23 protein-coding genes are annotated in these 21,934 nt (G+C 70.1%); 12 read left to right on the top strand and 11 right to left on the bottom strand.

What is annotated here, in order from left to right:
- The first annotated feature begins 36 nt into the window (after positions 1-36).
- The 4 genes from ABZ342_RS16915 (at position 37) to ABZ342_RS16930 (ending at position 1,863) form a co-directional block, all read left to right on the top strand.
- Entirely contained in the window at positions 37-783 is a 747-nt protein-coding gene (locus ABZ342_RS16915; RefSeq protein ID WP_360473698.1) for a barstar family protein, read from the top strand.
- A gap of 112 nt (positions 784-895) precedes the next feature.
- Entirely contained in the window at positions 896-1,156 is a 261-nt protein-coding gene (locus tag ABZ342_RS16920; protein ID WP_360473700.1) for a hypothetical protein, read from the top strand.
- Positions 1,153-1,428 carry an Imm53 family immunity protein gene (locus tag ABZ342_RS16925; RefSeq protein ID WP_360473702.1) on the top strand — a complete coding sequence of 92 codons (276 nt, stop codon included), beginning with the start codon at positions 1,153-1,155 and terminating at the stop codon, positions 1,426-1,428. The genes ABZ342_RS16920 and ABZ342_RS16925 overlap by 4 nt, the downstream gene beginning before the upstream one ends.
- 189 nt (positions 1,429-1,617) lie before the next feature.
- On the top strand, positions 1,618-1,863 hold the full coding sequence (locus ABZ342_RS16930; protein ID WP_360473704.1) for a hypothetical protein: 246 nt from the start codon (positions 1,618-1,620) through the stop codon (positions 1,861-1,863).
- 44 nt (positions 1,864-1,907) lie between these two features.
- On the opposite strand, the gene ABZ342_RS16935 is transcribed toward ABZ342_RS16930, so the two are convergent.
- On the bottom strand, positions 1,908-2,099 hold the full coding sequence (locus tag ABZ342_RS16935; RefSeq protein WP_360473706.1) for a hypothetical protein: 192 nt from the start codon (positions 2,097-2,099) through the stop codon (positions 1,908-1,910).
- 154 nt (positions 2,100-2,253) lie between these two features.
- On the opposite strand from ABZ342_RS16935, the gene ABZ342_RS16940 reads away from it, so the two are divergent.
- The 3 genes from ABZ342_RS16940 to ABZ342_RS16950 are packed head-to-tail and all read left to right on the top strand — an operon-like array spanning position 2,254 to position 4,145.
- Positions 2,254-2,592, top strand: coding sequence for a YciI family protein (locus ABZ342_RS16940; protein ID WP_360473708.1), 339 nt, complete (start codon positions 2,254-2,256; stop codon positions 2,590-2,592).
- Positions 2,593-2,595: 3 nt separating this feature from the next.
- Positions 2,596-2,910, top strand: a complete 315-nt coding sequence (locus ABZ342_RS16945) for a YciI family protein (RefSeq protein ID WP_360473710.1) — start codon at positions 2,596-2,598, stop codon at positions 2,908-2,910.
- The gene (locus tag ABZ342_RS16950; RefSeq protein ID WP_360473712.1) at positions 2,907-4,145 is read left to right on the top strand and encodes an RNA polymerase sigma factor; all 1,239 of its coding nucleotides are present in this window, start codon (positions 2,907-2,909) and stop codon (positions 4,143-4,145) included. Before ABZ342_RS16945 ends, ABZ342_RS16950 begins: the two co-directional genes overlap by 4 nt.
- A 182-nt stretch (positions 4,146-4,327) precedes the next feature.
- Here the strand turns inward: ABZ342_RS16950 and ABZ342_RS16955 are convergent, their stop codons facing one another.
- Positions 4,328-4,849: a hypothetical protein gene (locus ABZ342_RS16955; protein ID WP_360473714.1), complete on the bottom strand. Its 522-nt coding sequence runs from the start codon at positions 4,847-4,849 to the stop codon at positions 4,328-4,330.
- A 60-nt stretch (positions 4,850-4,909) separates the two neighbouring features.
- Here ABZ342_RS16955 and ABZ342_RS16960 point away from each other — a divergent pair, with 60 nt between their 5' ends.
- Entirely contained in the window at positions 4,910-5,083 is a 174-nt protein-coding gene (locus tag ABZ342_RS16960) for a hypothetical protein (RefSeq protein ID WP_360473716.1), read from the top strand.
- Between the two features lie 219 nt (positions 5,084-5,302).
- Entirely contained in the window at positions 5,303-6,559 is a 1,257-nt protein-coding gene (locus tag ABZ342_RS16965; protein WP_360473718.1) for a sialidase family protein, read from the top strand.
- 153 nt (positions 6,560-6,712) lie between these two features.
- Here the strand turns inward: ABZ342_RS16965 and ABZ342_RS16970 are convergent, their stop codons facing one another.
- From ABZ342_RS16970 to ABZ342_RS16990, 5 genes are all read right to left on the bottom strand, one after another.
- Positions 6,713-7,747, bottom strand: coding sequence for a tellurite resistance/C4-dicarboxylate transporter family protein (locus tag ABZ342_RS16970; RefSeq protein ID WP_360473720.1), 1,035 nt, complete (start codon positions 7,745-7,747; stop codon positions 6,713-6,715).
- Positions 7,748-7,789: 42 nt separating this feature from the next.
- Positions 7,790-8,494 (bottom strand): SDR family oxidoreductase, encoded by a 705-nt coding sequence (locus tag ABZ342_RS16975; protein WP_360473722.1) that lies wholly within the window; start codon positions 8,492-8,494, stop codon positions 7,790-7,792.
- 1 nt (position 8,495) lies between these two features.
- Complete coding sequence (locus tag ABZ342_RS16980; protein ID WP_360473724.1) at positions 8,496-9,188, bottom strand: type 1 glutamine amidotransferase domain-containing protein; 693 nt, start codon at positions 9,186-9,188, stop codon at positions 8,496-8,498.
- 340 nt (positions 9,189-9,528) lie between these two features.
- The gene (locus ABZ342_RS16985) at positions 9,529-10,296 is read right to left on the bottom strand and encodes an SDR family NAD(P)-dependent oxidoreductase (RefSeq protein ID WP_360473726.1); all 768 of its coding nucleotides are present in this window, start codon (positions 10,294-10,296) and stop codon (positions 9,529-9,531) included.
- A 50-nt stretch (positions 10,297-10,346) separates the two neighbouring features.
- Entirely contained in the window at positions 10,347-10,964 is a 618-nt protein-coding gene (locus ABZ342_RS16990) for a VOC family protein (protein ID WP_360473728.1), read from the bottom strand.
- A gap of 170 nt (positions 10,965-11,134) precedes the next feature.
- Here ABZ342_RS16990 and ABZ342_RS16995 point away from each other — a divergent pair, with 170 nt between their 5' ends.
- A complete protein-coding gene (locus tag ABZ342_RS16995; RefSeq protein ID WP_360473730.1) occupies positions 11,135-11,746 on the top strand; it encodes a muconolactone Delta-isomerase family protein in 612 nt (203 codons plus the stop codon).
- Between the two features lie 82 nt (positions 11,747-11,828).
- Here ABZ342_RS16995 and ABZ342_RS17000 read toward each other — a convergent pair whose 3' ends face one another.
- Complete coding sequence (locus tag ABZ342_RS17000) at positions 11,829-14,609, bottom strand: AAA family ATPase (protein WP_360473732.1); 2,781 nt, start codon at positions 14,607-14,609, stop codon at positions 11,829-11,831.
- A gap of 209 nt (positions 14,610-14,818) precedes the next feature.
- On the opposite strand from ABZ342_RS17000, the gene ABZ342_RS17005 reads away from it, so the two are divergent.
- Positions 14,819-17,527, top strand: coding sequence for an AAA family ATPase (locus ABZ342_RS17005; RefSeq protein ID WP_360473734.1), 2,709 nt, complete (start codon positions 14,819-14,821; stop codon positions 17,525-17,527).
- A gap of 37 nt (positions 17,528-17,564) precedes the next feature.
- Here the strand turns inward: ABZ342_RS17005 and ABZ342_RS17010 are convergent, their stop codons facing one another.
- The 3 genes from ABZ342_RS17010 to ABZ342_RS17020 form a co-directional block, all read right to left on the bottom strand.
- A complete protein-coding gene (locus ABZ342_RS17010) occupies positions 17,565-18,557 on the bottom strand; it encodes a DUF4331 family protein (protein WP_360473736.1) in 993 nt (330 codons plus the stop codon).
- 11 nt (positions 18,558-18,568) lie between these two features.
- Positions 18,569-19,822, bottom strand: a complete 1,254-nt coding sequence (locus ABZ342_RS17015; RefSeq protein ID WP_360473738.1) for an epoxide hydrolase N-terminal domain-containing protein — start codon at positions 19,820-19,822, stop codon at positions 18,569-18,571.
- A 96-nt stretch (positions 19,823-19,918) separates the two neighbouring features.
- The gene (locus ABZ342_RS17020) at positions 19,919-21,121 is read right to left on the bottom strand and encodes an epoxide hydrolase family protein (RefSeq protein WP_360473980.1); all 1,203 of its coding nucleotides are present in this window, start codon (positions 21,119-21,121) and stop codon (positions 19,919-19,921) included.
- Between the two features lie 285 nt (positions 21,122-21,406).
- On the opposite strand from ABZ342_RS17020, the gene ABZ342_RS17025 reads away from it, so the two are divergent.
- Complete coding sequence (locus ABZ342_RS17025; RefSeq protein ID WP_360473982.1) at positions 21,407-21,916, top strand: hypothetical protein; 510 nt, start codon at positions 21,407-21,409, stop codon at positions 21,914-21,916.
- Positions 21,917-21,934 lie beyond the last annotated feature (18 nt).

The following is a 21,934-nucleotide window of genomic DNA, read 5'->3' on the forward strand; positions in this document are numbered from 1 at the left end:
CGTCCAGCGGTGACGGGAAGGGGAAAGGGGAGTCAGGTGGAGTCCGTTGAGAGTGGTGCGCTGTACCGCCTGGTCGACGGGAGCGGGGGCAACCTGCTCGTCGAGGCCGAAGAGCTGGACGGTTTCTTCGTCTCTCCGGGTGACGACTCGTCGGAAGTCGCGTTCTTACGGGCGCGCCTCGGTGAGAGACCTCCGCGGCGCGTCGAGGACGCGGTCCTCGAGGTAGTGAACACAAAGCGCGAAAGGAAAGGTGAGTACCTCGTCGGAGGGGTGATTTTCGGTGACTCCGGTACGGCGGACGCGCGGGGCGAAGTTCCCCGCGTTTCGTTCCGGTACTTCGGCGACCGGTGTGAGTATCCGGAAGCAGCCGGGATTTGGCCGCGGTGGGCGTCGGGACGGCCGCTGCGGACGGGCGAGTGGCTTCAACGCCCGGCCGGCCACCACCAGGCTTGGCTGCACGTCGTGCGGAACTCGTGGTTCGCCACCGGTCACGGTGCTGTCAGGTACGGGAACGCGGAGGTGATGACCCTCGACGGTGCGTCGACTGTGACGAAGGCCGGCTTTTACTGTGCGTTGGGCGAAGCTGCCAACGGTCCGGGGGGCTACTTCGGTTCGAATCTCGACGCACTCGCCGATTGCCTCCGCTCGAGTCCGGTAGGGACACGACCGGTCAGGCTCTTGTGGAAAGACTTCTCCTCCTCTGAAGAGGCGCTGGGGAAGCAGTTCGTGAGCGCGATCACGGCTGTCTTGGGTGAGTTCGGCGTGGTCGTCGAGGTTCGATGACTCCGGACGACATGGGTGAGGACAGCAGGGGCGGTTTGCCCGCCGCACTGTCCGGGTCGAGTTCTTCGAGTCCCGAACCGCCGCCCACGTCACCGGTGAGATGGTCCACGTGATGCCGGGCGACTTGCTCGCCTCGGAGGAGATCGCGCTGGTGGAGTGGGGTGGTCCCGCCCGATGTAGTGACGAGCTTGCGGAGATCGTCTTCGTCAGTGATCTGGCGGGTACGGGGTGCGAGTGGCCGACGACGACCGGGCTTGACGATGTGGTGACGCTCCGGACTTTGCGTGGAATCCAGCGGAAGCTGGGGAAGGTGGTTCGCGCGTACTACGGGAAGCGGCGGAGCGAGGCGCGACAGAAGAGATCCGGTGGTTGAGCGAGTGGTTCTCGAGTCAATGCGACGGCGACTGGGAGCACGAGTCCGGCGTCCGGCTCGAGACGCTGGACAATCCGGGTTGGAGGCTGCGCGTCGACATCGTGGGCACCGGTGTGGAGGGCCGAGTGCTGCCGAGGTCGAAGGTGGACCTTGGAGCGGGTCGCTGGCTCTGGACGTCCGCTGACGGGAAAAGTTACGAAGGGTCCTGTGACGTGCGGTCGCTGCGTGAGTTGGTCGCGGCGTTCCGGGGGTTCGTGTCGTCTCTGGGGTGAGGAACGGTCATGACCGAGCAGGCGAGTGGTATGCGATGCGCCGCGTTCCGGTGAACCGAAGTCAACGATCCGGCGTACGACGCACTGGTCACATTGGAGTGGGCTCCCCGCGCGTCCGCTGTCGGGGAGGTGCGTAGTGATCGTTCCGGTGATGCTGTCCTGGCAGCGTCGCCAGGACGCGGTGTCGATGTGATCGGCAAGGTCTTATCGCAGTCTCCTGGCGGCCAGGCTGAGCCGTGTCGGCGAATAACCGATCAGCGGCATGAGCGGATGTTCGCCATCTTGATAGACGGCGATGGCGGCCGACGTGTGGAGAAGGGTGTGCTGGGCATCGTTACTGTGGGCGGCGTGGAGCGCCGTATCGACCTCAGCAACCCTGATCTGGATCGGGCGGCTGCGGTGATGGCCGCGCGGTGCGTTGGCTGGCGCGGCTGACAGCTCAGGCCACGAGGACAGCACCACGGACGGCCGAAGGCGTTCTACTCCTGTATCGACGGGCGGGTCGACTGGGTTCCCGTCCACTCGTGTGCGCGCGGCTCCCCGGTGGACGGACGCCGGCGGCGCGTCCACCGGACGACCAGCTCGCCCAGGCGTTCCTCGGCCCGGCGGCGGTCGCGTTCGCCCTGGTGGGTGGCAGCCCACAGCTGTCCGGTCTGGCTGATCGGGATCATGACGGCTCCTCCGGTCGTGGGGTGGTTCCGCCAGGACGACGCCGCGCTTCGCCCGGATCGACAGATCGCCGGAAAACTTTTCGAGCACCTGTCGATTCCGGGCCGCGGCGGCGTCGGGTGGGTGAGAAGCTTCACCAGACGAACAGGAGGAGTCTTGCGGTACATGCTGATGATCTGCGATGACGGCGCGGAGTTGTCCAGCCCGCCGGAGATCGACGCCAAGCCCGAGTTCGTTGCCTGGCTGCGCGACGTCGAAGCGCGCGGTGCCCGCCGGGCCGGGACGCTGCTGCGCCCACCCGTCGAAGCCGTGACCGTGCGGGTGCGCGACGGGCGGCGGCTGACGTCGGACGGCCCGTTCGCCGAGACGAAGGAGTGGATCGCCGGTTGCGAGGTCGTCGAGTGCGACGACCTCGACGAAGCCATCGCGATCGCGTCCGCGCACCCCGCCGCCGGGCGGTTCCCCATCGAGATCCGGCCGTTCGGGGAGGACTGAACGATGAAGTTCCTGATGTGGGTGTGCGTCGACCCCGAGCTCGTCGGCACCGCTGAGGACTGCCCGGACGACTGGGTCGCCGAAGCCGGCGTCCGCCGGCTCGAAGGCAGCCAGCTGAGGTCGGTCGCCGACGCGACGACGCTGTGGCCGCGGGACGGCGGCACGTTCGTCTCCGACGGCCCGTTCGCCGAGACGAAGGAGCAGATCGCCGGCTACGACATCCTCGACTGCGCCGACCTCGCCGAAGCGATCGACATCGCGGCGGCACACCCGGTCGCGAAGTTCGGTGCCATCGAGCTGCGCCCGGTGTGGGAGTGACGGACACCGTCCGCGCGGCGGTCGACGAGGCCTTCCGCGGCGAGTGGGGTCGCGTCGTCGCCACCCTGATCCGGGTCACCGGCGACTGGGACCTGGCTGAGGAGTGCGCGCAGGAAGCGTTCGCCAAGGCCCTGGACACCTGGCCCCGGGACGGCGTGCCGCGCCGTCCCGGGGCGTGGCTCACGACGACCGCCCGCCACCGGGCGCTGGACAAGCTGCGTCGCGGCGCCGCCGAGGCGAACCGGCTGCGGGACGTCGCGGTCACGGCGTCCGGGGGCGACGACGTGCCGCCGGAGCCGGACGACGTCCCGGACGACCGGCTGCGGCTGATGTTCACCTGCTGTCACCCGGCTCTGCCGCTGGAGGCGCAGGTGGCGCTGACGCTGCGGACGCTCGCCGGCCTGAGCACCCCGGAGATCGCCCGTGCGTTCCTGGTGCCGGAAGCGACGATGGCGCAGCGGATCGTGCGTGCCAAGCGGAAGATCCGCAACGCCCGCATCCCGTACCGCGTCCCGCCGGCCGACCTGCTGCCCGAGCGGACGGCCGGCGTGCTCGGCGTTCTCTACCTGCTGTTCAACGAAGGCTATTCGGCCAGCGCGGGCGCCGACCTGGTCCGCCGGGAACTGACGGCAGAGGCGATCCGGCTCACGCGCGTCGTCGTCCGGTTGCTGCCGACCGCACCGGAAGCGAGCGGGTTGCTGGCCCTGATGCTGTTCCACGACGCCCGCCACGCGACTCGCACCGACGACGTGGGGGACCTGGTCACCCTGGCCGAGCAGGACCGCACCCGCTGGGACCGCGCGGTGATCGACGAGGGCGTGAGCGTCCTGGACACCGCGCTGGCCCTCGGCCGGCCGGGCCCGTACCAACTCCAAGCGGCGATCGCCGCGTGCCACGCGACGGCGTCCCGCGCCGAGGACACGGACTGGGCGCGGATCGCCCGGCTGTACGAGCTGGTGGCAAAGCTGAGCCCGTCCCCGGTGGTCGAGCTGAACCGGGCGGTGGCGGTGGCGATGGCCGACGGCCCGGCGGCGGGCCTGGCCCTGACCGACGACCTCGCGGCCGGGGGCCACTTGGCGGGCTACCACCTGCTCTCTGCGACCCGTGCGGACTTCCTGCGTCGTCTCGGCCGGCTCGGGGACGCGGCGGCGGCGTACCGGGAGGCACTGGAACTGGCGCCCACGGAAGCGGAACGGCGGTACCTCACCCGGCGGATCGAAGAACTGGATCCGTGACGCGGCGGGTGACGGCGGCGTGGCGAGCCGAGCCCGGATCGGCCGGCCGCGTGGTTCACGATGACGGCGGCGCACCCCATTGCAAGGTTCGGTCAGCAACACGAGTTGGATGGCGCTCTTGTTCCTCGCAGGCTGGCGGCTTCGGTCGGCGCGGTAATGACGGGTAGAGCGCAAGACTATTGTCAGCGACCGTTCGCCACATCGCGAATGAGTTGAACAACGTCGGCGGGCGTCGCCACATGCCGGAAGTTGGGCATCGTGATCGAGCTGTCGTCGGACGCGAACATCTGTTCCCCGTGAGACTTGGCGGCGGCTGCTAGCGCGTCGTGCATGTCGATACCCGTGGTGATGATCAGACGGCAATGGAGGGCGAGCACGCCGTTGAGGAAGGGTGCGATCGCGCCGGGGTGTGCGTTCGGTGAAATGAGGTGCTGGGCGTTCACGGGCTCGGCGTTGGTCTCTGCCTGGATTGCTCGCCATATTTCCGGAGCGTTGCCCGCGGGGGTGCTGGCCAGGCAGACGCGCGCGTTGCGCGAGATGTTGGCGTAGACGACCGGCTGCGGGGCCGGCTCTGCGGGCCACAGCAGAACGGTGGCTGCAGCCACCAGCACACCGAGGACGGCCCAGTGTAGGCGTTTCACGACTTGCCCTTTCCGTTGATCGCCCTCCGGCGTAGCAACCCACATGAAGAAGTCTGCATCCAACCTGTGCCTAGTCTCTGCATCGTCACACGCGGCACCGGTGAGTCCAAAGCAGTGGTGAGCATGTGCGACGCCGATTACGCCGATCAATTGTGGGATTGGTGGTGGGATTCCACTTATTCCGGCTACCACTTCATGAACCGGATCTCGAACTTGTGCCTCGTCGCCCGCGGCACGTCGCCTGCGATTCAATCAACCTGCGGCAACTACTCCGACCAAGTCTGGCAGCTCTACTGACAGAGCGAGCGTCTACAGACGCGACGTAAGTGCAGATTTACTGGATGACCAGCCACCGGCGAAAGCCTTGGCCGTCGCCTCGGGGTTGCGGTAGTAGCCGAGCATGACGTTGTTGGCGCGCATGACGATCGCCCGGCAAACACCGGAAGCCCGGCCTAAACCTGGGAGCCCGCTGGAGCGTGCGTACCCCTGGAGGATCGCACGGTGAAAGGGAAATCGGTGAGAAAACGGATATTTGCCATCGTTCTGGGCACGGTGGCGAGCGCGGTGGTGTGGACCGGCCCGGCCGGGGCCACGACCGGCACGACCGCGGCGCTGCAGGCGACGTACGGGGCGGTGGTGGTCGAACCCCAGGACCCGAACCGGCAGTACCGGGCCATGCCGTCGCTGCAGTACGTCACCTGGACCGACGCGGCCGGGGTGACCCGTCACCGGTTCGTCCGCAGCTTCCAGGTCAGCGCCGACGGCGATTCCGCCGTCAAGCTGCGCATCGAATACCAGGACGACGCCGGCAAGTGGCAGGCGGCGCTCGACGCCCGCACCGGCGAGCCGCTGCTGGACTCCGAGGACGCGCAGTTCGCCAAGGTCGGCAACGTCTTCACCGCCACCAACGGCGACCTCGTCGCGGTCGAGGAGCTGGGCCGGGTCGACGCGACCGGGAAGCGGTACGCGGTCCGGTGGACCTCGGCCGATGGCGGGGCCAGCTGGCGCCCGAGCCGCGCCGATCTCGACTTCACCGGCGGCACCATCAGCTCCGGCACCGGGCGGCTCTTCCAGGGCGTGCTCACCCTGCCCGACGGCAGCCAGGTCGTGCCGTTCTACGCGGCGCACCAGAGCACCCTCTCGGCGGCGTACCTGCTGTCGGGCAACCACGACGGCACGGCGTGGAAGCGGGCGTCGACGGTCTTCCTGTCCGGCACCTACAACTACACGGAGGCCGCCGTCACCCGGCGCGCCGACGGCCGCCTGCTGATGGTGACCCGGCTCGACGAGATGTCCGGTGGGCTCGCCTACAGCCGGCTGCTCGGCCGGGTCACCACCGGCCCGGTGAATTCCGCCGCTGACCTCGCCGCGGCCACCTGGGGCGCCGCGTACGCGCTGAAGGTGCCCGGTGCCGCGGACGAAACGGCCGTGCGGGGCGTGAACCCGGTGCTGCACACCATGGACCAGGGCGTGCTGATGCTCGTGTTCGGGCGGCCGCGCAACAAGATCACGTTCAGCTACGACGGTGGCACGACGTGGACCACGGTCCACAGCTTCTACGACAACCTGCCCACCGGCTGCTCCGGCGGCTACGGCCTGCACCCGTGCGACACGCTGGGGTCCAGCGGCTACCAGGGCGTGGCGGTCACCGGGCCGCGCACCGCGAAGGTGATGGGGGACAACTGCCAGTCGGGCTGGGGCTGCGCGGGCGCCTACACCTACCCGCACACCACCGACGACCGGCTGTGGAGCGCGACGGTCACGCTTTCCTGACCGGCGGACCGCACGCGCGCGCCACCGGATGTCCATGGTGGATGGTGGCGCGCGGGTGCCGGTCCTCAGCGCTTGAGCTTCGCGTACACGATGACGTTGTCGAGGTAGTTGCGGTTGGCCGAGTCATACCGCCCGCCGAGGAGCGCTTCTTGATCAGGAACTACTGCTCGTGAGGTGCGGCCGAAGCGCGCCGACCACCATGGTGGTGATCACCACTACCCAGACCGCCGCACCGACCCAGATTTCCCCACGGCCCAGCGAGGTCAGCCACGATGTTTCGGTTGTGCGTCCCAGTTCGTGGGTGGTGACCCCGTACATCCCGATCGGGAAGACCAGGTTCCACCAGCCGAAGTCGTACCGCAGCGGGATGCGTCGCAGCACATGCCGCCATATCCCCAAAGCCAGCAGCATCGGAACCAGCCAGCTCGAAAACGCCCACAGGACAACGGACCAGCCGACGATGACCGAGCGCGGCAGCATCAAATCGTCCAGTGGCAGTTCGAGGAGCCTCGCCCCGGCGAGCACGGTGATCGCCGCCGCGCCCATGAAGATCCAGGCCGAGGTCATGAGGTTCTCCGGCACCACTGGCCGCGCCAGCAGCCTGGCCAGGACGATCCCGGCGGTCAGCAGGTACTGCATCAGCCCGATGGCCCAGCACGCCATGGCCAGTACCGGCAGCAGGTGGCCCGTGGCCTGGCGACTCAGAGCGGCCGCCGCGACGGCCACCGACTCGGAGCTCACCGCCCAGAGGAACCAGGTGCCGTTCACCTGGTCGATCGATGGCCGCCGGCTCGTGGTGGCGATCAGGCCGAGGGGAATGCCGTAGCCCAGCAGCAACCACCCGAGCGTTCCCAACGCCAAGAACGCCCAAGCCGCCGCGGTATGGCCGTCCGATACCAGGCGGGCGGCCAGTACGTTGGCGGCGATGGCGATGGTGAGGAACGCGAATGCCCTTGGCCCGAAGAAGTCCGCGGCGAATCGCCGTCGCCAGTGCACCAGGCGCCACCCATAGGCCGGCACCAGCACTGCGAACCCGGCCAGGCCCACCACCAGCAGCACGACGGAGGCGATGCGGGCGCCGTCGAGGTTCAGGGCGGTGGACACGATGGCGGTGCCCATGACGAACGCGCACGCCCCCGCGTTGAGATTCGCGACCGCGGAAGACGCAACCGTCCGGTATCGGTCCATGACGTACCTTTCACTGCTGGCCGAAACCCAGGCCTTGCGCGATCAGTGGCCGGCGCTTCGGCCGCCGTCGACGTGCAAGATTTCGCCGGTGACGAACGGGGCGTTCTCGAGGTAGAGGATCGCGTCGACGACGTCGCTGATCTCACCCAGCCTTCCGAGTGGGTGAAGCCGGGCGAGAGAATCCTCGTACGCAGCCGGATCCGAAGTCTTGATGACGCCCAGCGCGACCGCGTTGCTGCGGATGCCGCGGGCCGCGTACTCGATGGCCAGCGCCTTGGTGGCGGACTGCAGGCCGCCCTTGGTCAGCGACGCCAGCACTGAATTGACCGAGGCGTCGGCGTGGTCGGCCAGGCTGCTGCTGATCTGCACGAGGTGGCCACTGCCTTGGCGGAGCATCTGTTCGACCGCCAGCTGGGTGATGCGGAAGAACCCGGTCAGGTTGACGCCGGTGACGACCTCGTAGTCGTCCCGGGTGTACTCGGTGAACGGCTTGGCGATGAAGAGGCCGGCGTTGTTGACCAGGGTGTCGATGCGGCCGAACCGCTCGATCGCGGCGGCGGTCACGCGCGCGGCCGTGGCGGGGTCCACGACGTCGCCCCGGACGGCGAGGACGTCCGGGTCCGCCCCGGGCGCGATGCTCCGCGACGTCGCGACGACGGCGTAGCCGAGCTTGCGGTACCCCGCCACCAGGGCGGCACCGATACCCTGTGAGGCGCCGGTGATGATGGCGACCTTCTTGCCGGGCACGCTATTCGAGGATCTGCATCAGCCGGTCCGCCAGGATCGCGGCCGAGTGCGGGTTCTGCCCGGTGATCAGGTTGCGGTCCTCCACCATGTACGGCTTCCAGATCTCGCCGCGGCTGAACTCGACGCCGAGTTCCTTCAGCTCGTCCTCCAGCAGCCACCGGGTCCTGGAGGCGAGCCCGACGGCCTCCTCTTCGTCGTTGGTGAAGCACGTGACCCGGTAATCCTTGAAGGGCGACACGCCGTGGATCCTGGTGGCCAGCATCGCGGCGGGGGCGTGGCACACGATCGCGAGCGGCCGGCCCGAGGCGAGTTGTCCGGTGAGGATCCGTCCCGCGTCGGCGTCCACCCACAGGTCCTCCATCGGACCGTGGCCGCCGGGCAGGTACACCGCGTCGTAGTCCTCGATGCGCACGTCGGACAGTTTGAGCGGCCGGCGCATGACCTCCGCCGAGCGGATGATCGCCTCGAGTTCCAGTGCTCCCTCCACACCGCCCGCCATTTCGGGGCGCAGGCTCATCATGTCGACGTTCGGGGTCACACCCCGGGGTGTCGCGACCACGACCTGGTGGCCGGTCTCGGTAAGCGCTTTGTACGGGGCCGCGAACTCTTCGGCCCAGTACCCGGTGGCGTACCTGGTGCCGTCCTTCAACGTCAGGTACGTCGCTCCGGAAACCACGAACAGGATCTTCGCCATGGTTGATCACTCCTTATGAGCTTTGTCGAAGGAACCGGCCGGGTCGCCGCCGGACAAGGCGACCGTCGGCGACCGGTCCCGGGGTGGCGGCCGTCGGGGGCACGCCGGCCAGTGAGGACGCCACTGCTCCGGCGCCCACGAGCTTGACCAAGAGCCGCTTGATGATCATCGAGATCCTTCCCTCGCTTCAGGACACCCTTTGGCGGCCGGGTGCCGGGCCGCGGTTATCTGGGCAGTAGCGCTGAACCGTGCCGTGCTCGCGCCGACCGACGCCGCCTGCGGGTCGGTGAAGACCACGCGGGGCACCGCCGTGAAATCGGCTTCCTCTTCCGGCTCCCGCCTACCAGGTCTGCTCGCCGGCTCGGACCAGCATTTCGTTGACGGCCACGCGCCGGTCCCGCGTGACGATGTAGCCGATCGCGTCCGCGATGTCGGCCGCCCGCAACGCTTCGATCCCGCCGACCTGCCGTCGGGCCGCGTCCCGGATGGCGTCGCCGAGGTGGTCCACCAGTTCCGTGTCCACGGTGCCGGGCTCCACCACACTGACCCGGACGCCTTCGCCGAGCAGTTCCTGGCGGAGCGATTCGGTGAACCCGGTCAGGCCGAACTTGGTCAGGGTGTAGCCGCTGCTGCCCGGCCGGGCGACCCGCCCGGCCGTCGAGCCGACGTTCACCAGATCCGCCACCTGTCGCGGCGATGTCGATGCCGCGTCGATCAGGTACGGAACCGCGGCGTGCGTGACGTGCAGCAGCGCCGCGACGTTGAGGGAGACCATCCGGTCCCAATCCTCGACGGAGGTCTGCAGCGCCGAGCCGAGCAGCATGATCCCGGCGTTGTTGACCAGGACGTCGAGCCGCCCGAACCGCTCCAGCGTGGCCTGCACCGCCTCGTAGGCGCTTTCGGGCTCCGTGATGTCGGCCGTGACGGCGACCGCGTGGCCGCCGAGCCCGGCGATGTCGTTCACGACCTGGTCCAGGCGGTCGCGGCGCCGCGCCACCAGCGCGACCGCCGCGCCCTCGCGAGCGAGGTGGCGTGCGGTCGCGGCGCCGATCCCGCTGCTGGCGCCGGTGACCAGCGCGACGGCTCCGGCCAGCGACTTCTCGGACATGAGCCTCTCCTCCTTCCGTGTCGGGGGCCGGCCGGCGGCGTCCACGCGCCTCAGGTGGGCAGTTCCGCTCCGGACCGTTCACGCACCATGTGCTCCGCGTACCAGTCCGGCCAGTCCGGGTCCGCCGCGCCGGTGCGGGCCTCGTGCTCGCCGTGCGCCGCGGCGGCCCGGCGCAGCGCGCCCGCGAGGTCCGCGGCCGAGGCGAACGTGGTGACCGCCGGGTCGACCCGCCCCGGGAGCCGGGTGGTGATCTCCTGCAGGACCCAGCCGTTGCCGTCCGGATCGTCGAACGAAAGGAAAGAGCCGTAGCTGGCGCGCCGCGGATCCGGGCCGGGCACCCGGGCGTCGGTCCCGGCGTGGTGGAAGACGCCGCCGGCGTCGTGGAACACCTCGCTCGGATCGGCGCCGAGCCGCTTCAGCTCGTCGCGCGCGGCTTCGACGTCGTCGACGACCAGGTGCAGGCCCTGGGCCGAGCCGGGTGCCTGGGCCGTGACCGACGTGCCGAAGATGACCGACGCCGGCGACCCGGGCGGGGTCAGCTGCACCACGCGGAAGTTCTCGTCGGTGGCGACGTCGGCGTCGAGCCGCCAGCCCAGTGCCGTGTAGAAGGCCTTGGCGCGGTCGACGTCGGCGACCGGGACCACGACGACCTCGAGCTTCATGTCCATGACCGGCGCCTCCAGCGCTCGTGGGGAGTCCGACGTGCCGAGTTTCGTCCGGCCGGCCGCCGGCTCGCGCCCGTGACTCTCCCTGGTTCCGCGGGCCAGGGGGAGTCACGGGCGCGAGCGGCCACCGGCCGGCCGCACCCTGGACGTACCGACCGACGAGGAGGCTGGAGATGGAGTACCTGGTCACCATGACCACCCGGGTGCCGGACGGAACGCCGGCGCACGAGGTGGACGACATCCGGGCCCGGGAGGCCGCGCACACCCGCGACCTCGCTGCCCAGGGGCAGGTGCTGCGGCTGTGGCGTCCCCCGCTGGAGCCGGGCGAATGGCGCACGATCGGGCTGTTCGCCGCCGCAGACACCGGCGACCTCGAACGGGTTCTCGCCTCGATGCCGTTGCGCGTCTGGCGGACCGACGAGGTCACCGCGCTCGGCGCGCACCCCAACGATCCCGGTCCCGGCAAGGTGCCGCTCGCGGCGGGCGACGAGGAGTACCTGGTCACGTTGGTCGTCGGTGTTCCGGCCGGGACGAGCCCGGAGGCCGTCGACGAGAGGTTCGCCCGCGAGGCCGGCCGTGCTCGTGAGCTGGCCGCCGACGGGTACCTGATCCGCCTGTGGAAGCTGCCCGGCGAAGGCCGCAACCTCGGGCTGTGGCAGGCGACCGATGCCACGCGGCTGCGGGAGATCCTGCGGTCCCTCCCGCTGGGCGACTGGCTCGACGTCGAAACGGTGTCGCTGACAGCGCACCCCAGTGACCCGGTAACCGCGGGAGCGACGCCATGACCAGCACGGCACTCACCGGCGCGACCTACGACGTCGACGGCGGCCAGCAGCTCATCGCGTGAGGAAGGACTGGGACACCGATCTATTCCTCCACGAGTGCCGTCTCCAGCCCCGGCAGGGTGGTACGAAGCTGCCGACGGGAGCTGATGCCGAGGACCCCGAACACCTTGCGCAGATGCCACTCGACGGTACGCGGGCTGAGGAAGAGCCGGGCACCGATCTCCGGGTTGGAGAGCCCGTCGCGCGCCATCCGGGCGATCTGCAGCTCCTGCGACGTCAGCTGGGTACGGGTGTCGTCGGACCGCTTGCGCACGGTCTCGCCGGTCGCCGCCAGCTCGGCGCGGGCGCGTTCCGCGAACGCCTCCATTCCGATCGCGGTGAACTGCGCATGAGCGACGTGCAGGTGCGCACGCGCCTCCAGCTGCCGGCCCTCGCGGCGCAGCCACTCACCGTAGAGCAGGTGTGCGCGGGCCAGCTCGGGTCGCAGCAGGCTCCGGCCGAGCCGCTCGATGGCGTCCCGGTACAGGCCGTCAGCCCGCTCGCCGGTCGTCGTCAACGCCCGGGACCGGGCGACGATGCCCTGTGCCGCGTCGTTGGGCAGGTGGGCCGTGGCCTCGAGCACGTGGTGGAGGGCGTCCTCCGCGACTGCCGTCCGGCCGGCTCGGGTCGCGGCTTCGAGCAGCTCCACCGCGGCCCAGGCGGACAGATACATCCGGGGGTGGTAGCCGACGGCCGCGCGCGCGGCGACCAGCGCTTCTTCGTACTGGCCGAGCCCGTTGCACAGAACGGCCCGGGAGAAGTCGCAGCGCTCGGTCACCGTTCCCTGCCCGGCCGCCGCGGCCTCGGTCAGGACGGCCTCGATCACCGCCCGAGCCTCGGCCTCCCGGCCGCGGGAGGCGGCGAGCCTCATCGAGACGTACGACCCGGTGATGGACTTGGCGCCGTCTCCGGCCGCATCGATTTCCGCGATCGCTTGCGCGACGTCGGCGAAGTCACCGCACCGCACCCCGGCTTGCGCGAAGACACCCAGCTCGACCTGAAGCCGGGCAAGCGCCCCGCTGTCGCGCGAGATCTTCAGCGTGCGCGCGCGAAGGGCGTAGACACTCTCGTCGTCCCAGATCGTCCACGCCGCCAGTACCGCCAACCAGTTCCATCGGATGATCTCTTCGTGCGGACACGCCTCGTCGGTGAAGGCGGCCACCGCCTGCCGAAGCTGTGGCGCGGCGGCTCGCGGCCCGTCGATCGTCAGCGTGGCGAGGCTGTCCAGCAGCAGATCCACCGGCCGGGCGGCCTCGTCCGGGTAAGGGGCGGCTCGCGCCGCTCGGGACACCGCGAGGCGGTCGTCACCGGCGGAGCCGTGGCCGGCGACGAACGCGGCGGACCACGCGTCGAGATACGTCTCCCGGGCGAGACCGGCGTCGACCGGTTCGAGTCGTTGCGCCGCCTTGAGCAGTGACGCGGCAGCGTCGCCGGTCATCGTGGTGAACATGGCGAGCTGTCCGTGGAGGATGTCCACCTGCGCGTGCTGGTACTCGTCCAGCGTCCCGATCTCGGCGACCGACAGGATGCGTCGCGCCGCGTCGAACCTGCCCGCGTCCAAACTCGCCCGAGCCGCGACCAGTGCGCGTTCGGTGCGCCGCGCCGGGTCGCCGCTGAGCCCCACCGCCCGCTGAAGCAGCGCCGCCACCGCGGCGAGACCACCACGTGCCCGGGCGCGTTCCGCGGCCTGTTCGAGCTCGGTGGCGACCTGTTCGTCGGGTCCCGAGGCCGCGCCGGCACGGTGCCAGGCGCGACGATCCGGATCGGTGGTGGCGTCCGTGACGCCGGCCAGGACGCCGTGCACGCGGCGCCGGTCCTCCGGCGCGGCGGAGCGGTAGACGGCCGTGCGTGCGAGCGGGTGCGTGAACTGCACCCGGCCGTCGAGCCTGACCAGGCCGGCGTCGGTGGCCGGGGCGAGCGCCGCGATGTCCAGGTCGAGCACGGTGGCCGCGCGATGCAACAGCGCGGTGTCGCCGACGGATTCCGCCGCCGCGGTCAGCATGAGCAGTCGCGTATCGGCGGGAAGTGAGGAGGCCCGCTGGGCGTAACTCTCCTCGATCTTGTTGCCGATCGGTCGGTTGTCCGGCAACCCGAAGCCACCTGCGAGATCGCCGTCTTTCCAGGCCCGGGGAAGCTCGGTGAGCGCGAGCGGATTGCCTTGGCTCTCCGCGATGATCCGGTGGGACAGGTCGATGTCCACGGGGCCGCGGATGTTTCTCAGCAGCAGCGCCCGCGAGTCGCTGTCATCCAGTCCGCCGACCGGCAACTCCGGCAACCCGGTCAGGACCTGATCGCCGATTCCCCGGCGCGCGACGCACACGATCGCGATCCGTTCGGCCAAGAGCCGCCGGGTGACGAACGCGAGGATCTGCGCCGAGGCCTGGTCCAGCCACTGGACGTCGTCGACGATGCAGATCAGCGGCCGGTCCTCGGCCACCTCGGCGAACAGCGTCAACGTGGCCAGCCCGACCAGGAACCGGTCCGGCGGCGGGCCGGCTTCGACTCCGAACACGGTCGCCAGTGCATCCCGTTGCGGCGCCGGCAGTCGCTCGATGTGATCGAGCATCGGCGCACAGAGCTGATACAGGCCGCTGTAGGTGAGCTCCATCAGCGACTCGACCCCGACCGCCGACGCGACGTGCCAGTCGTCGACTTTCCCGGACAGGTACCCCAGTAGCGCGCTCTTGCCCACACCCGCGTCGCCGCGCAAGACCAGCACCTGGCTCGTGCCGCCCAGCGCAGTGGTCACCAGGCGATCGAGGGCCTGACATTCACGCGCACGACCGAGGAGTTCCGGCGCGGCACTTCCGACCTTGCGGGACATGGTGTCCTCTAGGTGGTCCGATGCGGCATTCGACTGGCCTCGCTGAGTCGCTCACCTGCTGCGAGCGGCTTCGAGTGATGGTAGCGACGTTCGACCCGGCTCGTGATTGTTGGACAGGGCGCCGGCACCCAGCGAGACTGGTGCCACATCACGTCACGCGGGTCCTGGTCGGCGGCCTGGGGGACAGTCATGAGGCAGAGGCGGTTCGCATGACCGGGCCCAGCCTGGTGGATCGAGAGGCGGAACGCGCCGCTCTGGACGAGATGATCGCCGCCGTCCAGGCCGGGGAAAGCCGCGTGCTCGTGCTCCGCGGGGCGCCCGGAATCGGTAAATCCGCGCTTCTGCACTACGCGGAGAACGCCGCGAGCGGGTTTCGCAGGCTGCGCACCGTCGGCATCGAGTCCGACATGGAGCTGGACTTCGCCGCCCTGCACCAGTTCTGCCTGCCGCTGCTGGCCCGGCTGAAGGACCTGCCGGCACCCCGGCGTGCCGCACTCGAGACGGTGTTCCGCTTGCGCGACGGTGCCCGGCCGGACCCGTTCCTGGTCGGCCTGGCCATCCTCGACCTCCTGTCCGGCGCCTCCGAGGACCAGCCGCTGCTCTGCGTCATCGACGACGCGCACTGGCTCGACCGGTCCTCGGCCCAGGTCCTGGGCTTCGTCGCCCGCCGGCTGCTGGCCGAGTCGATCGCCCTGGTCATCGCGTCCCGGGTCCCCGGCCCCGAGCTGAACGGCCTCCCGTCGAGGGAGATCGCCGGCCTGCGCCACACCGATGCGCGCACACTGCTCGACTCGGTCGCCGCCGCGCCTCTGGACCGCGGCATCCGCGATCGCATCGTCGCGGAGACGCACGGCAACCCGCTCGCCCTCATCGAGTTGCCTCGCGGCCTGACCACAAGTCAGATGGTCGGCGGCCTCGGCCTGCCGAGCGCCGACACGCTGCCCGGCCAGATCGAGGAGAGCTTCCTCAAGCGGATCGGCTCACTTCCGCAGCAGACACGGCTGCTGCTCCTGGTCGCCGCCGTGGAACCGGTCGGCGACCCGGACCTGGTCCGGCACGCCGCGGAGCGGCTCGGCGTGCCCTCCGCGATGAGCGGCATCGACGGCCTGCTGACCATCGATAATCGGGTGACCTTCCGCCATCCGCTGGTGCGATCGGCGATCTATCGCGCGGCGTCGCCCACCGCCCGGCGAGCCGCACACCTGGCCCTGGCCGAGGTCACGGATCCGCGGTCCGCCCCCGACCGGCGTGCCTGGCACCTCGCCTCGGCCGCCGCCGGGCCCGACGAGGCCGTCGCCGCGGAACTGGAACGGTCCGCCGCCCGGGCGCAGGCACGCGGCGGAATGGCCGCGGCGGCCGCGTTCCTGCACCGGTCCGTCGCCCTGACCGTCGACCCGGCCCGGCGTACCGACCGCATGCTCTCGGCGGCCGAGGCGAGTTTCCAGGCCGGCGACGTGGAGGACGCCGACCGGCTCCTGAGCGCCGTCGGCGTCTACCCACTCGACGCCTTGCAGCGGGGACAGGCGGCGGTGCTGCGCGGTCAGGTTGCCTTCGCCACCCTCGATGGCGCCAACGCCACCGCACGGACGATCGAGGCCGCGCGGCAGCTGGAGCCGGTGGCACCGCAAGCCGCCCGCGAGACCTACCTGACCGCGTGGGGCATCGCTGTCACCTTCACCGATCCGGCATCGTTGCTCGAGGTGTCGCGGGCCGTCCGGCTCCTCCCGCCGCCGGCCGACCCCGGCCCGCTGGACCTGCTGCTCGACGGCTACGCCCAACTGGTCACGGACGGCACGGCAGCCGCTGCGGACACGCTACGGCGGGCCGCGGCGGCGCTCGTGAACCTGCCCGCGGAGCAGGTGTTGCGGTGGGGCTGGGTAGCGACCGGGGGCATCGCCGCCGTCTGGGACGACGAAGGCATGCGCGAACTCTGCGATCGTTGGCTACGCGTGGCGCGCGACGCCCACGCGCTGCGCGAACTGCCCTTCCTGCTCACCACGTCCAGCTTCGCCAGCTCCTGGACCGGTGACTTCGAGGCGACAGCCGCCTCGATCGCCGAGGCCGATGCCGTCGCCGCCGCGACGGGCAACCCACTGCCACCGTACGGCGAACTGCGACTGCTCTCGCTGCGCGGCCGGGAGCCGGAGGCCGCCGATCTGATCGCGGCCACGATTCGCGCCTCGACCGCTGCGGGCCTCGGCATGGGCAACACAGCCGCGCAATGGGCGGCCGCCGTGCTCTACAACGGACTCGGGCGCTATCCCGAGGCGATGCGTGCGGCCATGGCCACCACCTACGTCTCCGAGCCGGGGATCTCCACCTGGCTGCTGCCCGAGCTGGTGGAGGCGGCCAGCCGCTCCGGCGAGCCGGAGATCGCCCGGGAGGCGCTCGACCGGCTGACCGAGACGACGCGGTCGTTCGACACCGACTTCGCCCGCGGCGTCGAGGCCCGGACCCGGGCACTGGTCACCGACGGACCGGAGGCCGAGGACCTCTACCGCGAGGCCGTCGAGCGACTCGACCGGACCCGCCTGCGGCCGGAGTCGGCGCGGGCCCATCTGGTGCACGGCGAGTGGCTGCGCCGCCGCAGACAACGCGTCCGGGCCCGCGAACAGCTGCGGACCGCGTACGAAATGCTGGTCGCCATCGGGATGGAAGCGTTCGCCGAACGCGCCCGCCGCGAGCTTCTGGCCACCGGCGAAACCGTGCGCAAACGCACGGCCGTCCGGGCGCCGGGGGTCGAGCTCACCGCCCAGGAGCGGCAGATCGCGTTGCTGGTCCGCGATGGCTACTCCAACCGTGAGGTCGGCGAGCGGCTCTACCTCTCCCCGCGCACCGTCGAATGGCACCTCCGGAGGATCTTCGCGAAGCTGGACATCGACTCCCGCCGGAAACTCCGGGACGTCCTGCCGGCCTGAGAACGTCATTGCTGCTCGGTGCCGCGGCTGGTGGCGATCAGACCGGGTAAAGGTTGGGCACGCCGAGGTAGGGGAACTCACGCAGCAGGTCGTCGTGCGGCTGGAGGCCTTGGGAGCCGATCTTCCCCTTGCTCATCCAAGCGAAGCGGGCGCTGAAGGCGTCGCCGGTGAGGGTGCGGCCGTTCGGATAATCGGCCGGCCGGCTGCGGTCGTAGCGAAGTACGTCAGGGAGCACGATCAAGGCGGCTGCTCTGGCCTCCTCCGGCGAGTAGCCACCGTTGTCCTCCAGGAACTTGGCCCAGATCTCGAGGTAGTTCACCACGTCGTCGACCGGCTGCCTGCGGTTGTATTCGTTCTTGGTGTTGTTCGGGCTGACGAACGGATTGATCGTCGGGTGTCCACCGCGGTCCACCTGGACGATCGCGCCGTCACGGCGCACGCTGACCGAGGCCCACACCCCGATCACCGGGTCCGGGCTGAGCAGGTCGTTGGGCACCTCCACCGCGATGGACAAGATGTTGCGGTCGGCGAAGGCGTCCTGCCCGGTCCATTCGAAGCCGTGAAACGCGCCGTCCGCGTCGGCGAAGAAAGGGTCGCTGCGCACCCCGATGAACAGCCGGACCGGGCCGGTCTGGATCGCCCCCGCCGTGGCATCGAACCCGACGGGGGTACCGGCGACGAGGATGTCGCCAGACGGTTCGGCCTGGCGGGCCTGCGGGCCGGTGGCGTAGTAGGCGGTCGCGGTCTGCACACCGTTCTTCAGCTCGGAGAACACAAATGTGAATGCGGCGTCGGCTTGCGCATCCGCGTCGGTGTCGACGTTGATCCGGTAAATCCCGTCCGGATGGAATTCCGGTTTCATGAGAAACGGGGGCATCGCGCTCATGCCGGCCGTGTAGGGGTTCAGGTCGATGATCAGCACCGTCTTGGCGGGATCATCGGGTGCGGCGAACACGAAGAGGTCGGTGAGGTCCAGGCGCGCGTCATCGCCCGGGAATTTCAGATTGGCCGCACTGTAGTGATTGGACATGGTGCCTCCTTTCATCGAAGCGGGCGAAAGGCGGCACGGAGTTCCCGGGTGAACAGCCCGGGCTCCTCCCAAGCCGCGAAGTGTCCGCCCCGCGTGGGCTGGTGGTAGTAGTCGAGGGTCGGGTAGATGGCCTCGGCCCAGCTACGGGGAGCCTGGAAGATTTCGCCGGGGAAGGCGCTGAACGCGACCGGCACGCTCACCGTCGGAGAGCTCTGCCCGGCGGTTCGCGCTCTTTCCCAGTACAGCCGGGCGGCCGACTCGCCGGTCCCGGTCAGCCAGTAGACCGACACGTTGTCGAGGACGTGCTCGCGGGTGAGGCCGCCCGACGGCGGTCCGCCGAGGAAGGCGCGGGAGATCTTGCGATAGCTGTCCGTGTCGTGATCGAGCATCCAGGCCGCCAGGGCGACGGGCGAATCCAGAAGTGCGTAGCCGATTGTCTGCGGCCGCGTCGACTGCTCGACGATGTACCCGCGGCCGCTCGTCGAGAAGACCTGGAGGGCGGTGGCCGCGGCCTTCTCCTCGTCGGTGTTCTTCGGCAGGGAGGCGGTGCTGCCCAAGGCCGGCGTCAGCAGGTTCACGTGGATGCCGAGCAAACCGGCCGGAGCCAGGCGGCCGATGCCATCGGTCACGGCGGCGCCGACATCCCCGCCCTGAGCGACCCAGCGGGGGTAGCCGAGGCGGTGCATGAGCTCCGCCCAGGCTCGCGCGGTTCGGTTGGAGTCCCAGCCGATCCCGTCCGGTTTGCCGGAGAAGCCGTAGCCGGAGATGGACGGTAGAACGAGGTGGAAGGCGTCCGCCGCCGTGCCGCCGTGCGCGGTCGGATTCGTCAGCGGACCGACGGTCTCGAGCAGCTCGACGATCGAGCCCGGCCAGCCATGGGTCATGATGAGCGGCAGTGCGTCGCGGTGGCGGGAGCGTACGTGAATGAAGTGGATGTCGACGCCGTCGATCCGGGTCTTGAACTGGGGTAGCGCGTTGAGCTTCGCCTCGAACCGCCGCCAGTCGTAGCCGGTCGTCCAGAAGCGGGCGAGCGCCTGAGCGGTCGCCAGCTGCACGCCTTGCGAGCGGTCGGAGACGAGCTCGCGGGTCGGCCAGCGGGTTGCTTCGACGCGGCGGTGCAACTCCGCCAGCTGTTCGCGCCGGACCGCGACCCGGAACGGGCGGACCCCGTTCGGGTCGGTGGGCAGCGCGGCGATGGCCGGCGTCTGCCCCAGCACGGTGGACGCGGCGACGGTGAGGCCGGCCGCGACGCCTGCCTGGAGCACTTGCCGTCGAGTGGGTCGGGACGCGGACGGAGTCATGGTTTCTCCACTTCTGGGTTCGTCGGAGTTCGCGGCGCGGACATTTGCCGCGGCCGTGTCCTATCGCCGTGGCCGGAACGCGGCCCGCACCTGCTCCGCGAACAGCTCAGGCTCTTCCCAGGCAGCGAAATGGCCGCCGCGGGCCGCGACCCCGAAGTAGTCGAGCGTCGGATAGGCCTTCTCGGCCCAGCTGCGCGGCGTCCGCCAGATCTCCCCGGGGAACGTGCTGAAACCGACCGGAACGCGGGGATCCGGCAGCGGCGGGCGGCCCGCGGCCGGTGCATCCGGCCCGTACGCCTCCCAGTACGACCGGGCCGTGGACGCCCCGGTGCCAGTCAGCCAGTAGGTCGTGATGTCGTCGAGGAGGTGATCCCGCGTGAGACCCCCCGACGGCTTGCCGTCGACGAACGCGCCGGCGATCTTGTAGTAGGCGTCCGTGTCGTGGTCGATCATCCACCCGGCGAGCGCGGCCGGCGAATCCAGCAACGCGTAGCCGATCGTCTCCGGCCGGGTGGCCATCTCCACGAAGTAGCCGTTCCCGGTGGTCTGGAAAACCTTGATCGCGGCGAGCGCCGCGCGTTCCTCCTCGGTGTCGTTCGGCAGCGACGACGGGTCGTTGAGCGCGGGCACCAGCAGATTCGTGTGGATGCCGGCCAGGCCCGCCGGACCCAGCCGTCCCATCGCGTCGGTCACCCCGGCGCCGACGTCACCACCCTGGGCCACGTACCGGCCGTAGCCGAGCCGGCTCATCAGCTCCGCCCACGCCCGGGCCGTGCGCACGAGATCCCACCCGACCTCGGCGGGCTCGCTCGAGAAGCCGTAGCCGGGCAGGGACGGAAGCACGAGGTGGAAGGCGTCCGCCGCGGTGCCACCGTGCGCGGTCGGATCGGTCAGCGGGCCGATCGAGTCGATCATCTCGATGACCGAGCCGGGCCAGCCGTGCGTCATGATCAGCGGCAGCGCATCCGCGTGCTTCGATTTCACGTGGACGAAATGGATGCTCACCCCGTCGATTTCGGTGGTGAACTGGGGCAGCGCGTTCAGCCGGGACTGCACCCGGCCGAGGTCGTACCCGTTCGCCCAGTACTGGGCCAGCGCCCGGATCGTCGCCAGCTGCACCCCCTGGGAGCGATCGCCCACGAGCTCCCGGCTCGGCCAGCGCGTCGCCGCCAGCCGGTGGCGTAGGTCGTCGAGCGCCCCTTTGCGGAAGGACACGGTGAACGGTCGGATCGCGTGGCTCGTCTGCTGCTCGAGCGTGGTCATCTCATGCACGGCCTTTCCCTCGAATTCCGGCGCGAAGAGATCCAGGTACGGGAGGTGGTACGACCCGCTCTCCGGATGTGCACCAGCATGGCAACCCGCTCGGGCGATTCGCGCCCGTGAAAGACCCCGGTCGACACACTGGGGTCAGGCCCCAGGGGGCGCCCGGGTTCGGGTGGGTCGGACCATCGACCCGGTTCGGAACGGGCAGTTCGTTCGGCGGGGGCAACCCGGACGGCCCTTCTGGGCGTCAGTCCGGCAAGGGAACGCCGGGAGGTCGCTTTGGATGTGCCGTCGAATGTTCTGCTGCCGGGTGAGCGGTTGCTGTGGTCGGGACGGCCACAGCGTTTCACCCTTGCTCGGTTCGACTGGCTTCAGCTCGTCTTCGGGCTGGCCTGGTTGATCGCGACCATCGTGGTCCCGGTGGCCAGGCACCAATCGCTGTCGTTCTTGGCCTGGGGCGTCGGGGTGGGAGGTGTCGCGTCCCAATGGGTGCCGGTCGTCGTCAGGGTGCGGGGGCGGCGCGGTGTCGAGTACGTCGTGACCGACCGGCGGATCGTGCTGGCCGATCGCTTCTCGGGGAGGACGCGCGCATCGGCGTATCTGGGCACGTTGCCGCCGCCGGTGGTCCGGATCCGGCGGGACGGCAGCGGAACCATCGTCTTCGGCAAGTTCTCGCGTGCCCCTGTGGTGCCCCCTCCTTCGGTGGGGGCCCTGATGGTGACGGGACTGGTCGCCGTGCCGGAGGCCGGGCGTGTTCGTGATCTGATCGCGTGGGCGCAGGCCGGGCGGGCCTGACCTCACCCGGCATCCGCC

Source organism: Amycolatopsis sp. NPDC005961 (genome assembly GCF_040629235.1).
Lineage (GTDB): Bacteria > Actinomycetota > Actinomycetes > Mycobacteriales > Pseudonocardiaceae > Amycolatopsis > Amycolatopsis camponoti.

What these genes read in the sequence shown, in the direction of transcription:
- ABZ342_RS16920 (WP_360473700.1), top strand. Translation starts at nt 896, where the DNA reads ATGCCGGGCGACTTGCTCGCCTCGGAGGAGATCGCGCTGGTGGAGTGG.
- ABZ342_RS17005 (WP_360473734.1), top strand. Translation starts at nt 14,819, where the DNA reads ATGACCGGGCCCAGCCTGGTGGATCGAGAGGCGGAACGCGCCGCTCTG.
- ABZ342_RS16985 (WP_360473726.1), bottom strand. Translation starts at nt 10,296, where the DNA reads ATGTCCGAGAAGTCGCTGGCCGGAGCCGTCGCGCTGGTCACCGGCGCC.
- ABZ342_RS16970 (WP_360473720.1), bottom strand. Translation starts at nt 7,747, where the DNA reads ATGGACCGATACCGGACGGTTGCGTCTTCCGCGGTCGCGAATCTCAAC.
- ABZ342_RS17020 (WP_360473980.1), bottom strand. Translation starts at nt 21,121, where the DNA reads ATGACCACGCTCGAGCAGCAGACGAGCCACGCGATCCGACCGTTCACC.
- ABZ342_RS16960 (WP_360473716.1), top strand. Translation starts at nt 4,910, where the DNA reads ATGTGCGACGCCGATTACGCCGATCAATTGTGGGATTGGTGGTGGGAT.
- ABZ342_RS16995 (WP_360473730.1), top strand. Translation starts at nt 11,135, where the DNA reads ATGGAGTACCTGGTCACCATGACCACCCGGGTGCCGGACGGAACGCCG.
- ABZ342_RS17000 (WP_360473732.1), bottom strand. Translation starts at nt 14,609, where the DNA reads ATGTCCCGCAAGGTCGGAAGTGCCGCGCCGGAACTCCTCGGTCGTGCG.
- ABZ342_RS16980 (WP_360473724.1), bottom strand. Translation starts at nt 9,188, where the DNA reads ATGGCGAAGATCCTGTTCGTGGTTTCCGGAGCGACGTACCTGACGTTG.
- ABZ342_RS16945 (WP_360473710.1), top strand. Translation starts at nt 2,596, where the DNA reads ATGAAGTTCCTGATGTGGGTGTGCGTCGACCCCGAGCTCGTCGGCACC.
- ABZ342_RS16935 (WP_360473706.1), bottom strand. Translation starts at nt 2,099, where the DNA reads ATGATCCCGATCAGCCAGACCGGACAGCTGTGGGCTGCCACCCACCAG.
- ABZ342_RS17010 (WP_360473736.1), bottom strand. Translation starts at nt 18,557, where the DNA reads ATGTCCAATCACTACAGTGCGGCCAATCTGAAATTCCCGGGCGATGAC.
- ABZ342_RS16990 (WP_360473728.1), bottom strand. Translation starts at nt 10,964, where the DNA reads ATGGACATGAAGCTCGAGGTCGTCGTGGTCCCGGTCGCCGACGTCGAC.